This window comes from Streptomyces sp. NPDC085944, from assembly GCF_040686295.1.
GTDB lineage: Bacteria > Actinomycetota > Actinomycetes > Streptomycetales > Streptomycetaceae > Streptomyces > Streptomyces salinarius.
The window spans coordinates 1-14060 of sequence record NZ_JBFBJX010000010.1; the positions used below are offsets into that span (position 1 = coordinate 1).

The window sequence follows — 14060 nt, forward strand, 5'->3', positions numbered from 1 at the left end:
GTTTCGCCCCCGGGGGTGTGGGGGGGGGGCGGGGGTTACCCCCCCCGCGCCCCCCACCCACTTCCGCGTTCGCGTCGCCGACTACAGCGCGCCGAAGCCCACCTTGCGCGGAGCCGGCTCACCGATCTCCACGTAGGCGAGACGGTCGGCCGGCACCAGGACCTTGCGGCCGTGCTCGTCCACGAGGCTCAGCAGCTGCGACTTGCCGGCCAGCGCCTCGCCCACCACGCGCTCGACCTCCTCGGCGCTCTGACCGCTCTCCAGAACGATCTCGCGGGGCGCGTGCTGCACGCCGATCTTGACCTCCACGGCTATGTCCCTCCGACGGTCATCAAGTGCGCGATCTTCCGCGCCGTACCAGCACACATTAGCCCGGTGAGGGGACGTACACGCTGCGCCGGAGAACGCCAGGAGCGAACAGCCGGCGGGAACAGAACCCGTCCCGCGCGCTCAGTGCTGCTCGGTGCCGTGCAGCGGGAAGCCCGCGATGCCCCGCCAGGCCAGCGAGGTCAGCAGCTGGACCGCCTGGTCGCGGGGGACGCTGCGGTCGCTGTGCAGCCAGGAACGCGCCACCACCTGCGCGAGGCCGCCCAGCCCCGACGCCAGCAGCATGGACTCGGCGCGCGAGAGACCGGTGTCCTCGGCGATGACGTCGCAGATCGCCTCGGCGCACTCGTTGGTGACCTTGTCCACGCGCTCGCGCACGGCGGGCTCGTTGGTCAGGTCCGACTCGAAGACCAGGCGGAAGGCGCCGCCGTCGTCCTCGACGTACGCGAAGTACGCGTCCATCGTCGCCCGGACGCGCTGCTTGTTGTCGGAGGTCGACGCGAGCGCGCTGCGCACGGACTGGATCAGCGCCTCGCAGTGCTGGTCCAGCAGGGCGAGGTAGAGGTCGAGCTTGCCGGGGAAGTGCTGGTAGAGCACCGGCTTGCTGACGCCGGCGCGCTCGGCGATGTCGTCCATCGCGGCCGCGTGGTAACCCTGGGCGACGAACACTTCCTGTGCGGCGCCCAGCAACTGGTTGCGTCGGGCTCGGCGGGGAAGGCGTGTGCCCCGCGGGCGTACCGCCTCTGTCTGCTCGATGGCTGTCACGCCGCCTCCCATAGTCGTCCTCGTGCGGTGTGCGCCGCTTCGACATCGTACTTTTCGGTAACCGTGGTGTGGGTGCTGCGAGCGCAGAATTTCACGGACCGGACGGTGGCGAAAGCCGCACAACAGGTTTCAAAAGGACTCAGGCCGGGCAAGGATCGGCCTCCCTTGCTGTCTGACGAGACCGTCCGGCGAGGCCCGTCTCAGCGGTAGTCGTCCTCGTCCTGCGAGACGACCCGGGCCTGCTCGGCCAGGTCGGCCTCGTTGGCGCGGTCCGGCTCGACGCCCGTCAGCGGTTCGTCGCGCTCCTGTCCGACGACCGCCCGCTGCTCGGCCGTGTCGGCGTCCGGTGCCTCCACGTCGCGTTCCTCCGCTTCCGCTGCCTCGTCGTCGAAGGTCTCGGGGTCGGTCGGGTCGACGGTCATCCTGGGCTCCCTTCCTATGAACGTCCCTGGGGTGCAGGGGCCACACGCGGGTGCCCACTTCACGAGCGTAGGAGACACCCGATCCGGACGCCATGCGTCGCCCGGCGTCCGTACCCGTGGTGCCCCGTCCGTGCGCCGTCGCGGCACCACCTGTGACTGCGAACACATGAGCCACTGCGTGATCATCTCGTAACATTGCCACATGTCTTCGACCGAGCCGCCGTCCGTGCCGCCCGTCAACGTGCTGCCGAAGGTCGCGGCCGTCGGGGTCGCGGACGGGGAGCGGCTCAGGTCGGTCCGCCTCCCCGGAATGACCCTGACGGTGCGGTCGAGACCGCCCGCCGGGCAAGGGCTGCCGCCGGCTCTCTACGTCCACGGCCTCGGCGGCTCCTCGCAGAACTGGTCCGCGCTCATGCCGCTGCTGGACGGCGTCGTCGACAGCGAGGCCCTCGACCTGCCCGGTTTCGGCGACTCCCCGCCGCCGGACGACGGCGACTACTCGATCACGGGCCACGCGCGCGCGGTCGTCCGCCATCTCGACGCGGCCGGGCGAGGCCCCGTGCACCTCCTCGGGAACTCGCTCGGCGGCGCCGTCGCGACCCGTGTCGCCGCGGTGCGGCCCGACCTGGTGCGGACGCTGACCCTCGTCTCGCCCGCGCTGCCGGAGATCCGCGTGCAGCGCAGCGCCCTGCCGACGGGCCTGCTGGCGCTGCCGGGGGTGGTCCAGCTGTTCAACCGGCTCACCCGGGAGTGGACGGCTGAGCAGCGGGTCCACGGCGTGAGGGCGCTCTGTTACGGCGACCCGGGGCGGGTGACGCCGGAAGGTTTCCGCGCCGCCGTGGAGGAAATGGAGCGGCGGCTGCGGCAGCCGTACTTCTGGGACGCGATGGCGCGTTCCGCCCGCGGGATCGTCAACGCGTACACGGTGGGCGGCCAGCAAGGACTGTGGCGACAGGCGGAGCGGGTTCTCGCACCCACGCTCCTGGTCTACGGTGGACGCGACCAACTCGTCGGCTATCGCATGGCCCAACGGGCTGCCCGCGCCTTCCGCGCCTCCCGGCTGCTGACCCTGCCGGACGCGGGACACGTGGCGATGATGGAGTACCCGGAGGCCGTGGCCACGGCGTTCCGTGAGCTCCTCGCGGACACCGCGACAGCCGCGACCACCGTGGACGCCGCGGCTGGCTCGGGTGCCGTGGACAGCGGGAATCCGGCGGGTGACGAGAGGACCGACGGGGCCGTCGACGGCGAGCCCGCCAACCAGACCACAGGAGGCTGAGGCGCGACGTGGGACGCCACAGCCGTCGCGGGCCCGCCCCCAGGGCCGACGCCACGGACGACGCCGCAACACGCCGGAACCCGGCCGCGCGGGCCCCTGACTCGCGGCGCCCGGACGGGACGCCGCAGCAGTCGCAGGGGGCGCAGGGGCCCCAAGGAGCCAACGGGTCGCATGAACCGTATGGGCCGAGCGAGCCGTACGGGCCGCACGAGTCCTATGGGCCGCACGAGCCCTATGGGTCCCCTGCGCCCCACGGGGCGCAGGAACCGCATGCGCGGTTTCCCGACGGTACGCCCGCCCGCGGGGTGCCCAGGTACCCCGACGGCACCCCGGCGCAGGGTGTGCCCCGGGTCCGGGGCGGTCACCCCGAGCAGCATGAACCGGGGGGCGGCTGGGGCGAGTTGGGAGGCCGGACCGGTCCGGGGCACGGAACCGGGACGGAACCGCGCGCCGGCGCCGCCCCCGGGTCCTTCGCACCGTCGTCGCCCCGGGGGCCGTCCGTTCCGTCCGCACCCTTCCCGCGGCAGCGGCAGGCGCCCCAGGGCGGGCCGCGGCAGGACTACCTCGACGCCTTCGACGAGGGCGACGACGTCTTCGCGGCCCGCCCCGCGCGTCGTACTCCCGGCGCGCCGCCCGCCGATCCGTACGCCTCCGTCACCGACTGGAGCGCCGCCGACGCGGGCGCCGACGGGCACGGGGACGGCGGTGTCGGCGACGATGCCGACGACCCGTCGCCCACGGGTGGCCCCGCGCCGGCCAAGGGCGCCAAGGGCCGGACCTTCACCGGTATCGCGGCGGCCGCCGTCACCACCGTGCTGGCCGTCGTCGTGGCCGGTCAGGTGGCCGACGGGCCGGACGGGGACGACATGAGCTCCCAGTCCGCCGCCGAACAGGCCCGGGGCGCCCACGACCCCGCGTCACGGGACGACGAACGGCCGACACCCTCCGCGTCCGCCTCCGCGAAGCCGCTGAGGTACGAACAGAAGATGGGCAGGACGTACCCGCTCAGCGCCACGCTCAAGGGCTCGGGGAAGTTCGACGCGATCCCGGGCATCGCCAAGGGGACCGGGAAGGGGCAGAGGTACACCTATCGCGTGGACGTGGAGCAGGGGCTCGGCCTCGACGGCGAACTCTTCGCCGACGCCGTGCAGAAGACGCTCAACGACGACCGGAGCTGGTCCCACAACGGCGCCCGCACCTTCGAGCGCATCGAGTCGGGGCAGCCCGATTTCGTCATCACGCTGGCCAGCCCCGGGACCACCGCCGTGTGGTGCGCCAAGTCCGGCCTGGACACCACCGAGGACAACGTGTCCTGCGACTCGGCCGCCACCGAACGGGTGATGATCAACGCCTACCGTTGGGCGCAGGGTGCCGAACCCTACGGTGACGCGATCTACGCGTACCGCCAGATGCTGATCAATCACGAGGTCGGTCACCGCATCGGGTTCAACCATGTCACCTGCGACAAGGACGGCGAACTCGCCCCGGTCATGCAGCAGCAGACGAAGTTCATCGACCACGACGGAATCGACTGCCGCCCGAACCCCTGGGCCTTTCCGAACAGTTGACCTGCCAGGTCGGGCCTGGGCATCACGCCTGGTGACCGACTGATCTCTTAGCGCGACCGAACGCGTGTCGCACGGGAAAGTTACGACCGTTCACCCCTTTTGGTGGCGCGATGGACAACCGTCCATCGCGCCACCTCCTTGTCCGCATACGTTCGTCCCGCTGCGAGCCGCCGGGCCAACGGCGGCTCCCTGAACGGGAGATCGGGGGTGCGCGCGTGCGCATCGGACTGCTTACGGAGGGTGGCTATCCGTATGTGAGCGGTGAGACCGGGCTCTGGTGCGACCGGCTCGTGCGCGGACTGGAGCAGCACGAGTTCGACGTCTACGCCCTCAGCCGCAGTGAGCGGGTGGAGGCCGAGGGATGGGTTCCGTTGCCGACGCAGGTCGGCCGGGTGCGCACCGCTGCGTTGTGGGAGGCCGTGGACGACGGAATCGTCCACGGACGGCGCGCGCGTCGGCGCTTCGCCGAGTCCTACGGCGAGCTGGCCATGGCTCTGTGCAACGGCGTCCCCGGTGACCCGTCCGCAGGTCTGTCCGGGGACCCGGGCGCCCGCCTGTCCGGAGTCCCGGGCGCCCGCCTGGGCGGAGGCCGGGGCGCCCGCCTGGGCGGAGGCCGGGGCGATGGTCCGGGCGGGGAGTCGGCGGCGGCGTCGGAAGGCCGGTCGGCCCTTGAGGCGGACCGTTTCGCCAGTGCGCTGTACGGCCTCGCCGAACTCGCCCGCGACGAGGGCGGACTGCCCGCCGCACTCCGCTCGGAGACCGCCGTACGCGCCCTGGAGCGCGCCTGTCGCGCGCCCGGCGCCCACCGCTCGGCACGCGAGGCGCGCGTTCCCGACCTGCTGACCGTCGCGGCCCGCCTCGAACGCGCCCTGCGCCCCCTGTCGCTGGACTGGTACGAGGACGACGACCTCGGCTCGGTGGACCTGTGCCACGCGACCTCCGGCGGCACGGCCGCCCTGCCCGGCCTGCTCGCCCGGCACTTCTGCGACGTCCCCCTGCTCGTGACCGAGTACGGCGTGCGGCTGCGGACGCACTACCTGACGGAACCCGATTCCTCGCCCGCGATACGGGCCCTGCTCGCCGCCTTCCACGGTCGGCTGGCCGCCGAGACCTACCGCCGCGCGGCCGCGATCACCCCCGGCAACACGCACGCACGCCGCTGGCAGGAGCGCTGCGGGGCCGACCGCGCCAAGCTCCGCACGGTCCACCCGGGCATGGACGCGACCCCCTTCGCGGAGGCCGCCGAGTTCCCGGAGTGCGCCGACCCGCAGACCCTCGTCTGGGTCGGACGCGTCGAGCCGGCCAAGGACCTGGTCTCGCTGCTGCACGCCTTCGCGGCGGTCCGCAGGGCGGAGACCGCGGCGCGCCTCAGGATCGTCGGCACCCCCTCCGGGCCGGAAGGCGCCGCCTATCTCGCCCACTGCAAGGGGCTGGCCGCGCAGCTCTTCCCCGACGAGGCCGACGGCCCGCACGCGGTCGGGCGCAACCCGGTCTCCTTCGAGGAGATCGGCGCACCCGAGCTGCCGTCCCGTGCCCACGCGTACGCCGCGGGCGCCCTGGTGGTGCTCTCCAGCGTCGTCGAAGGGTTTCCGACCGGGCTCGTCGAGGCCATGTTCTGCGGCCGTGCGACGGTGTCGACGGACGTCGGCGCGGTGGTGGAGGCCATCGGTGGCACCGGACTCGTCGTGCCCCCGCGCAACCCGCGGGCGCTCGCCGAGGCCTGTGTCGCGCTGTTGCGCGACCCCGAGCGCCGGGAACGACTGGGCGCCGCCGCGCGTGCCCGCGCACTGGAGCTGTTCACCGTCGAGCAGAATGTCGCGGCATTTCACGGCATTTACCTGGAGATCCTCTCGCGTACCCCGGTACGCCGAGTCGTCCTCGACGACACCGGCGAGCCCCTGCCCTTCGGCGTCCCCGCCGAGGCCCACGTCCCCGGCCGCTGGAGCGCCCCCGTGGCCCGTGTCGCGGCCGGGGGCGGTCCCGGTGAGCCCCGGAGCGGCCCTCCGGGCTGGGCCACGGACGGCCCGGTCCGCGCCACGGCCCCGGTGCCGGCGCCCGAGGGGGCGGCCCGATGAGCGGCATCGGCCGCTCCGCCGCGGACCCCGTCAGGGGGCTGCTGCACCGGCACCGCGACCTGTGCGAACGCGCCGTGGACCCGCTGGAGATCGCGGCGGGTCTGGAGGCGCACGGCGTCACCGACCGCACCGCCGCGCGCTTCCGCCACCGGGATGTCTTCTCCCTCGCCGAGGAGATGTACGCCCGTGTCCCGCGCGACGGCGACACCCCGGCCCGCACCGAGGACGTACCGGCGCCCCGGCCGGGCGGGCCACGCGCCGCCGGGGTCGTCCTCGCCGTGCTGCCCGGCGTGGTGTGCGCCGCCGCCGTGGCCGGCCTGCGCCTCAGCGACGGCAGACCGCGCCTGATCGCCGCCGCCGTCGGCGTCCTCGCGGTGGCCCTGGCCCTCGGTGCGGCACTGCGGCGCGGGCCGCTGAGTTCCGCGACGCGCAGCACCAGCGCCTGGACCTGCTGGCTCGTCGGCTATGCCCTCCTCGGCGACGGACTTCTCCGCAACGTCGCCACCGGCGGACCCGACGGCCTCCCCGACGGCTCCGCCGCCGGCCCGTGGCCCGTCACCGTCGTTCCCGTCCTGGCCCTTGCGCTGTCCTACGCGCCCGCGGTCGGATGTGCCCACCTCTTCGGCAGCGGTGCCCGCCGCAAGTTGTCCACGAGCCGGGGCCTGGCCGACTTCTCCGCCTCCGTACGGCCCCTGCTGCTCGGCACGTTCGTCCTGTACACGGGGGCCCTCGCGGCGCTGCTCGCGCTGACCGGCGCCGTGCTCGGCGAGCCCGCCGCCCATCCGCAGGGCCTCACTCTGGGCGCCCTGCTGCTGCTCGCCCGGCTGCTCACCGTGCACGGTCACATCCACGCCGCCACGCTCGTCCTCACCGCCACGGCCACCGCCGAGGCGGCCGCCCTGGCCACACTCTTCGCCGGCCGCCTTCCCGGCTTCGGCTTCCTGAGCGCCCCCGTGGAGGCGCTGGTCGCCGCCTGGGGCCCCGCCGGCGTCCCGACGGCCGCCTGCGGGATCGGCGCCCTGGCCCTGCTGGTCCACGCATCCCGTCGGCTGACCAGGGCCTCGGCCCACGCGCCCACGGGGCGAACGCCGTGAGCGTGCGCACGGACAGCCACGCCCACGTCCTCGAAACCCTCGTATCACCCCTTGAAGGAGCCCCCAGATGACCACCTCCCGACCCGACGCCTCGGCACCGGGAGCCGCCCGATGAGAGTTCTGCTGATCGGAGCCAACGGCTACATCGGCCGCTTCGTCGCCGACCGTCTCCTCGCGGACCCCGCTGTCCAGCTCACCGCGCTCGGCCGCGGTGACGACGCCGACGTCCGTTTCGACCTCGCCACCGGCAGCCCCGGCGCCCTCACGCGGTTCCTCGACGCGGTCCACCCCGGAGTGGTCGTCAACTGCGCGGGCACCACCCGGGGCGGGGCCCGCGAACTCACCCGGCACAACACCGTCGCCGTCGCGACCGTGTGCGAGGCCCTGCGCCGCAGCGGCTGCGGCGCTCGCCTGGTGCAGGTCGGCTGCAGCGCGGAGTACGGCCCCAGCCAGCCCGGCTCCTCCACCGCGGAGGACGCCGTGCCCCGCCCGGGCGGCCCCTACGGCGTCAGCAAGCTCGCCGCGACCGAACTCGTCCTCGGCTCCGGCCTGGACGCGGTGGTCCTCCGGGTCTTCTCGCCCGCGGGGCCCGGCACGCCCGCCGGCTCTCCACTGGGCCGCCTCGCCGAGGCCATGCGGCGTGCGATGCAGTCCGGCGACGGGGAACTGCGCCTCGGCGGCCTCGGCGCCCAACGCGACTTCATCGACGTCCGCGACGTCGCCCGCGCGGTGCACGCCGCCTCGCTCTCCGCCGCCCAGGGCGTCATCAACATCGGCTCCGGCCGAGCCGTCCGCCTGCGCGACGCCGCCGCCACCCTCGCCCGGGTCGCCGGCTACGGCGGCGCCCTGCACGAACTCGACGGACCCCCCGGTGCCCTGCGGCCCACCATCGGCCACCCCCGCGCCGAATCCGTCGGCCACCGCGTGGACGCCCTCGGGCACCATCGGGCCGACGCCCTCGGCCACCACCGCCCGGACCCTCTCGGGGGTCGCGGCGAGCGCAGCGACCCCGAACACGCGGCACCGGCCCCCCACCCGTACCCCGACGGCTGCGGCAGCTGGCAGCAGGCCGATGTGCGCACCGCACGCGACCGGCTCGGCTGGCGGCCCCGAATCGCTCTCGAAGAGTCCCTCGCCGACATCTGGATGGAGGCGGCATGCCGCATCTGACCAGCACCAACACCGGTACCACCGGCAGTGCGAGAACAGGCGTCGCGAACACCGGCGTCCGCACCGGGTTCGGTGTGCCGGGACTGGCCCACCCCCTCGTCGCCCCCGACGAGTGGGCCGGCCTCACCCGCCCGGGCACCCCGCTGCACTGGGTCGTCCTCAACGTCGCCGACGGGCCCGGCGCCCACCCCGACCCGCGCTGCCTGGAGGCCACCGGCCGCCTGCGCAACGCGGGCGTACGCGTCCTCGGCCATCTCGACGCCGCATACGGAGCCCGCAGCCTCGGCGAACAGATCTCCGACGCCCGCCGGTATCTCGACTGGTACCAGGTCGACGGCTTCCTCCTCGACCGCTGCCCGTCGGAACGCGCCGCCCTCCCCGAGGTCCGCCGCACGGTGAACACTCTCCGGGCGATCCGTGACGATGCCCACATCGTGCTCGGTCACGGGACCCACCCCTACCCCGGCTACGCCGAGAACGCCGACCAGCTCGTCACCTTCTCCGGAACCTGGGCCGACTACCGCTGGTCCCAGGCGGCCGAGTGGAGCGCGGACTATCCGCCCGACCGCTTCTGCCACTTGGTCCACGGGGTGCCCCGCGGGCACCTGGAGGAAGCGCTGCGCATCGCCCGCTGGCAGGGAGCCGCGACGATCTACTTCACCGACCGCACGGACTGCGGCAGTCGCGCGGACCTCTGGGACACGATGCCCGGCTACTGGGACGAAATCGTCTCGCGAGTCGGGACGGGTGTCTCGGAATGAAAAAGGCCGTGGCAGTGTTACAGGCGGAACAACCGTAATTACTGACCGATCAACGGAGTCCCCGTGTCGCTGCCACCCCTGGTCGAGCCGGCTGCCGAGCTCACCGTAGACGAGGTCCGCAGGTACTCCCGCCACCTGATCATCCCGGATGTGGGGATGGACGGGCAGAAGCGGCTGAAGAACGCCAAGGTGCTCGCCGTGGGAGCGGGCGGCCTCGGCTCGCCGACCCTGATGTACCTGGCGGCAGCCGGTGTCGGCACGCTCGGCATCATCGAGTTCGACGAGGTCGACGAGTCGAACCTGCAGCGTCAGGTCATCCACAGCCAGGCCGACATCGGCCGGCCCAAGGCCGAGTCCGCCCGCGACACCATCAAGGGCATCAATCCGCTGGTGGACGTGGTCCTTCACCAGGAGCGGCTCGAGGCCGACAACGTGATGGACATTTTCAGCCAGTACGACCTGATCGTCGACGGTACGGACAACTTCGCGACCCGCTACCTGGTCAACGACGCCTGCGTGCTGCTGAACAAGCCCTACGTCTGGGGCTCGATCTACCGCTTCGACGGCCAGGCCTCCGTCTTCTGGTCCGAGCACGGGCCCTGCTACCGCTGCCTGTACCCGGAGCCCCCGCCCCCCGGCATGGTCCCCTCCTGCGCCGAGGGCGGCGTGCTGGGCGTGCTGTGCGCGTCCATCGGGTCCATCCAGACCAACGAGGCCATCAAGCTCCTCGCGGGCATCGGCGAGCCGCTGGTCGGTCGCCTCATGATCTACGACGCCCTGGAGATGACCTACCGCCAGGTCAAGGTCCGCAAGGACCCCAACTGCGCGGTCTGCGGCGAGAACCCGACCGTCACCGAGCTCATCGACTACGAGGCCTTCTGCGGCGTCGTGTCCGAGGAGGCCCAGGCGGCGGCCGCCGACTCCACGATCACTCCCAAGCAGCTCAAGGAGTGGATCGACGACGGCGAGAACATCGAGCTCATCGACGTCCGTGAGCCGAACGAGTTCGAGATCGTCTCCATCCCGGGCGCCCGGCTGATCCCGAAGAACGAGTTCCTCATGGGCTCCGCCCTCGAGAGCCTTCCGCAGGACAAGAAGATTGTCTTGAACTGCAAGACGGGTGTCCGCAGTGCGGAAGTCCTCGCGGTCCTCAAGTCCGCCGGCTTCTCGGACGCCGTCCACGTCGGCGGCGGCGTGATCGGCTGGGTCAACCAGATCGAGCCGGAGAAGCCCGTCTACTGACCGGCTACCGGATCCGCTTCCCGGACGGCGGGGGTTTCGCGCACCGCAGGTGCCCGAAGCCCCCGCCGCCGTCATGAGCAGACTTTGCCGTCCTTCGGCACCGTCCCCTTCAACAGGTAGGCGTCCACCGTCGAGTCGACACAGTCGCTCCCGCTGCCGTACGCGCCGTGGCCCTCGCCCTCCAAGGTCAGCACCACGCCGACGTCCTCGCCCAGCTCGTCCGCCATCCGCCGGGCGCCCTCGTAGGGCGTGGCCGGGTCGCCCGTGTTGCCGACCACCAGGATCGGGGCCGCGCCGGGCGCGCTCACTTCCGGGGTCGCGTGCTGACCGGCCACCGGCCAGTCGTGGCACCATCCGGCCGTGTCCCAGCCGAGGAAGGCGCCGAAGACCGGCGAGACCTCCTCGAATTTCGGCAGCAGCTTCTTCGTCTCCTTCACGGTCGGCCGCTGCTTGTCGTCCAGGCACGATATGACCCGCTGCGAGTGGGTCGTCGTGCCGTAGCGCCCCGAGGGATCGCGCTCGTTGTAGCCGTCGGCGAGCGCCAGCAGCTCGGAGCCGTCGCCCTTCTCGGCCGCCTCCAGCGCACTGGTCAGCGCCGGCCAGCCGCTCTGGCTGTACAGCGGCAGCACGATGCCGGTGAGCGCGAGCGTCTGGGTCAGCTCGCGCCCCGGCGAGGAGGTGGACAGCGGCTCCGCGTCCAGCCGCTTCAGCAGGTCGGCGATCTTTTGCGATCCCTGCTCGGGCTCCTGGCCGGTCGACTTCAGGTAGTCGTCCAATGCGCGCTGGAAGCCCCTGGCCTGGTTCTCGGCGTGGCCCATCGTGTCGGCGCTCGGATCCACCACGGCGTCGAGGATCACGCGTCCCACGTGCTTGGGGAACAGGTGGGCGTAGACGCCGCCGAGTTCGGTGCCGTAGGAGATGCCGAAGTAGTGCATCTTCTCGTCGCCCAGGACGTGGCGCATCAGGTCCATGTCGCGGGCGGTGTCCGTGGTCGAGACGTGCTCCATGAGCTGGCCGGCGGCCTTCTCGCAGCCTTTGCCGAAGGCGGCGGCGTCCTTCAGATACGCCTGCTCCTCGGACGGGGTGTCCGGCGTGGAGTCCACCGACTCGGCGGCCTCGATCGCCTCGTCGGAGCGGCAGCGGACGCCCTCGCTGGCCGCCACTCCGCGCGGGTCCCAGCTCACCAGGTCGTACCGCTCGTGCAGAGAGGAGATGGTGTCGGCGTAGGACGGCATCATCGAGACGCCGGAGCCCCCTGGGCCGCCGAAGTTGAACAGCAGGGAGCCGATGCGGTCGCCCCCGCTCGCCCTGGACCGGATCAGCGCGAGATCGATCGTCTCGCCATCCGGATCGGACCAGTCCAGCGGCGCCTTGAGGGTGGCGCACCGCCAGTCGCCGTCCGGGGCCGGTGCGTCGTCGGTGCCCTTGCAGCGGGCCCAGTCCAGCGTCTGGGACGCCAGCGTCTTCGGCACCCCGGACGGCGCCGCCGCCGTGGGTCCCGCGCTGCTCCTGCCCCCGTCGTCCTTGTCCTCGTCGGACGAACCGGCGCCGCAGCCCGCTGTCAGCAGTGCCGCTGCGGCCGTCAGAGCCGTCCACCTCGTGAGACGCACCATGTCCCCTCCCCCCTTGCAAGCCGTCCGCACCGTGCGGCGGACGGCATCGATGCCATGGTAGGTGGAGCGCGCAGCGTCCGCCGAAGCCTGTGGACAACGTTCTGACCTGCCACTTCGCCGATGCGCTGCCGCCGTCCGCGGTCAGGAGCACACGGTCCCGGCCGCCGGCACCTTGCCGTCGAGCAGATAGCCGTGCACCGCATCCTGCACGCACCGGTTCTTGCTGTCGTAGGCTCCGTGGCCCTGGCCCTTGTAGGTCAGTTCCACGCCGACGCCCTTGCCCAGCGCGTCCACCATCCGGCCGGCGCCCTCGTAGGGCGTCGCGGGGTCGCCGGTGTTGCCGATCACCAGGATCGGTGGCGCACCGGCCGCGCCGACGTCCGGATGGTCGGCGGCTCCGGCGACCGGCCAGTCGGTGCAGCTGAGCATGGACCAGGCGAGGTAGTCGCCGAACAGCGGGGACGCGTCCCGGAACTCGGGCAGCTTGCGTTCCACGTACGCGGTGTCGTACCGCGGCTTGTCGTCGGCGCAGTTGATGGCGACGTTGGCCGCGCTGATGTTGCTGTACTGGCCGTCCTCGTTGCGCCCGTTCAAGGCGTCCGAAAGGACCATGAGGACCCGCCCGTCCCCGTCGTAGGCCTGCTCAAGGCCCTCGGTGAGGTACTCCCAGAAGTCCTTCGAATACAGCGCCTGCGCGATGCCGCCGGTCGCGGCGGTCTCGGTGAGTTCGCGGGGGAAGACACCCGGGATCGGCTTGCGGTCGAGGTCCTTCAGCAGCCGTGCGATGCGTGCCTCGACGTCGTCCGCCGTGTCCCCGATGGGGCAGTCCTCGGTCTTCGACACACAGTCCTCGGCGAAGTTGTCGAGCGCCAGCTGGAACCCCTTCGCCTGGCCCAGCGAACTCTGCTCCGCCGTCTGCGTCGGGTCGACCACCGCGTCGAAGACGGCACGGCCCACCTGCTTGGGGAACAGGTGGGCGTAGACGCCGCCGAGTTCGGTGCCGTAGGAGATGCCGAAGTAGTACAGCTTCTCGTCGCCGAGTACCTGGCGCATCAGGTCCATGTCGCGGGCGGCGTCCGTCGTGCGCACATGCGGAAGGATCTTCTTCGAGTTCTTCTCGCAGGCGGCGTTGAACTTCTCCGTGTTGTCCACCAACTCCGTGCGCTCGGCCCGGTCGTCGGGGGTGGCGTCCTGCTGGAAGTAGGTGTCGAGCTGCTTGTCGTCCAGGCACTCCACGGGGTCGCTGCGGCCGACACCGCGCGGATCGAAGCTGACCAGGTCGTAGCGGGTGCGCAGTTTCGCGTAGTCCTGGCCGAACGCGGGCAGTGTGGTGACGCCCGATCCACCCGGCCCGCCGAAGTTGAAGACGAGCGAGCCGATCCGCCGGTCCGCCTCGCCGTCGGCCCTGGCCCGGATCAGCGCGAGGCCGATCGTGTCGCCCTCGGGATCGTCCCAGTCGAGCGGCGCCCTCATGGTGGCGCACTGCCACGCGTCGCCGTCCGGCAGCGGGGACGGGGCGGCGCCGCCACCCTCGGCCTCCGACGGTGCCGGGCAGTCCTTCCAGTCGAGCTTCTGGCCCGCCAGGTCCCCGTCGTCCTCCTGGGCTCCTCCGCCGCAGCCCGCCAGCAGGACGGACAGCGTGACGGCGGTGGCGGTCAGGGCGGCGGCGCGCAGCCGGGGGGGAATCGGCATGCGTCCATCGTGCGGTCGCGCGGGAGCACACGCTCGGGACCAGGGCCGTACG

The 14060-nt window shown here is 72.4% G+C and carries 12 protein-coding genes; 7 read left to right on the plus strand and 5 right to left on the minus strand.

Annotated elements, in window-relative coordinates; all coding sequences use genetic code 11:
• Positions 1–81 precede the first annotated feature (81 nt).
• From AB0P07_RS20450 to AB0P07_RS20460, 3 genes are all read right to left on the minus strand, one after another.
• Positions 82–309 carry a DUF3107 domain-containing protein gene (locus tag AB0P07_RS20450; RefSeq protein ID WP_007444428.1) on the minus strand — a complete coding sequence of 76 codons (228 nt, stop codon included), beginning with the start codon at positions 307–309 and terminating at the stop codon, positions 82–84.
• A 141-nt stretch (positions 310–450) separates the two neighbouring features.
• Positions 451–1092, minus strand: coding sequence for a TetR/AcrR family transcriptional regulator (locus AB0P07_RS20455; protein ID WP_030400709.1), 642 nt, complete (start codon positions 1090–1092; stop codon positions 451–453).
• A 200-nt stretch (positions 1093–1292) separates the two neighbouring features.
• Positions 1293–1514 (minus strand): hypothetical protein, encoded by a 222-nt coding sequence (locus AB0P07_RS20460; RefSeq protein WP_365552484.1) that lies wholly within the window; start codon positions 1512–1514, stop codon positions 1293–1295.
• 202 nt (positions 1515–1716) lie between these two features.
• Here AB0P07_RS20460 and AB0P07_RS20465 point away from each other — a divergent pair, with 202 nt between their 5' ends.
• From AB0P07_RS20465 to moeZ, 7 genes are all read left to right on the plus strand, one after another.
• Positions 1717–2793 (plus strand): alpha/beta hydrolase, encoded by a 1077-nt coding sequence (locus tag AB0P07_RS20465; protein ID WP_365552486.1) that lies wholly within the window; start codon positions 1717–1719, stop codon positions 2791–2793.
• An 8-nt stretch (positions 2794–2801) separates the two neighbouring features.
• Positions 2802–4361, plus strand: coding sequence for a DUF3152 domain-containing protein (locus AB0P07_RS20470; RefSeq protein WP_365552488.1), 1560 nt, complete (start codon positions 2802–2804; stop codon positions 4359–4361).
• 215 nt (positions 4362–4576) lie between these two features.
• Positions 4577–6436: a DUF3492 domain-containing protein gene (locus AB0P07_RS20475; RefSeq protein WP_365552490.1), complete on the plus strand. Its 1860-nt coding sequence runs from the start codon at positions 4577–4579 to the stop codon at positions 6434–6436.
• On the plus strand, positions 6433–7530 hold the full coding sequence (locus AB0P07_RS20480; protein ID WP_365552492.1) for a hypothetical protein: 1098 nt from the start codon (positions 6433–6435) through the stop codon (positions 7528–7530). The genes AB0P07_RS20475 and AB0P07_RS20480 overlap by 4 nt, the downstream gene beginning before the upstream one ends.
• Positions 7531–7641: 111 nt before the next feature.
• Positions 7642–8700: an NAD-dependent epimerase/dehydratase family protein gene (locus tag AB0P07_RS20485; protein ID WP_365552494.1), complete on the plus strand. Its 1059-nt coding sequence runs from the start codon at positions 7642–7644 to the stop codon at positions 8698–8700.
• On the plus strand, positions 8688–9461 hold the full coding sequence (locus AB0P07_RS20490) for a spherulation-specific family 4 protein (protein ID WP_365552496.1): 774 nt from the start codon (positions 8688–8690) through the stop codon (positions 9459–9461). Before AB0P07_RS20485 ends, AB0P07_RS20490 begins: the two co-directional genes overlap by 13 nt.
• 63 nt (positions 9462–9524) lie before the next feature.
• Positions 9525–10703, plus strand: a complete 1179-nt coding sequence (gene moeZ / locus AB0P07_RS20495; RefSeq protein ID WP_061442663.1) for an adenylyltransferase/sulfurtransferase MoeZ — start codon at positions 9525–9527, stop codon at positions 10701–10703.
• Between the two features lie 71 nt (positions 10704–10774).
• Here the strand turns inward: moeZ and AB0P07_RS20500 are convergent, their stop codons facing one another.
• Positions 10775–12316, minus strand: a complete 1542-nt coding sequence (locus AB0P07_RS20500; protein ID WP_365552498.1) for an alpha/beta hydrolase — start codon at positions 12314–12316, stop codon at positions 10775–10777.
• A 141-nt stretch (positions 12317–12457) separates the two neighbouring features.
• Positions 12458–14008, minus strand: coding sequence for an alpha/beta hydrolase (locus tag AB0P07_RS20505; RefSeq protein WP_365552500.1), 1551 nt, complete (start codon positions 14006–14008; stop codon positions 12458–12460).
• Positions 14009–14060 lie beyond the last annotated feature (52 nt).

Excerpts from the sequence above, each read along its gene's own strand:
- AB0P07_RS20460 (WP_365552484.1), bottom strand. The coding sequence starts at position 1,514 with ATGACCGTCGACCCGACCGACCCCGAGACCTTCGACGACGAGGCAGCG.
- AB0P07_RS20465 (WP_365552486.1), top strand. The coding sequence starts at position 1,717 with ATGTCTTCGACCGAGCCGCCGTCCGTGCCGCCCGTCAACGTGCTGCCG.
- AB0P07_RS20480 (WP_365552492.1), top strand. The coding sequence starts at position 6,433 with ATGAGCGGCATCGGCCGCTCCGCCGCGGACCCCGTCAGGGGGCTGCTG.
- AB0P07_RS20485 (WP_365552494.1), top strand. The coding sequence starts at position 7,642 with ATGAGAGTTCTGCTGATCGGAGCCAACGGCTACATCGGCCGCTTCGTC.
- AB0P07_RS20490 (WP_365552496.1), top strand. The coding sequence starts at position 8,688 with ATGCCGCATCTGACCAGCACCAACACCGGTACCACCGGCAGTGCGAGA.
- AB0P07_RS20500 (WP_365552498.1), bottom strand. The coding sequence starts at position 12,316 with ATGGTGCGTCTCACGAGGTGGACGGCTCTGACGGCCGCAGCGGCACTG.
- AB0P07_RS20505 (WP_365552500.1), bottom strand. The coding sequence starts at position 14,008 with ATGCCGATTCCCCCCCGGCTGCGCGCCGCCGCCCTGACCGCCACCGCC.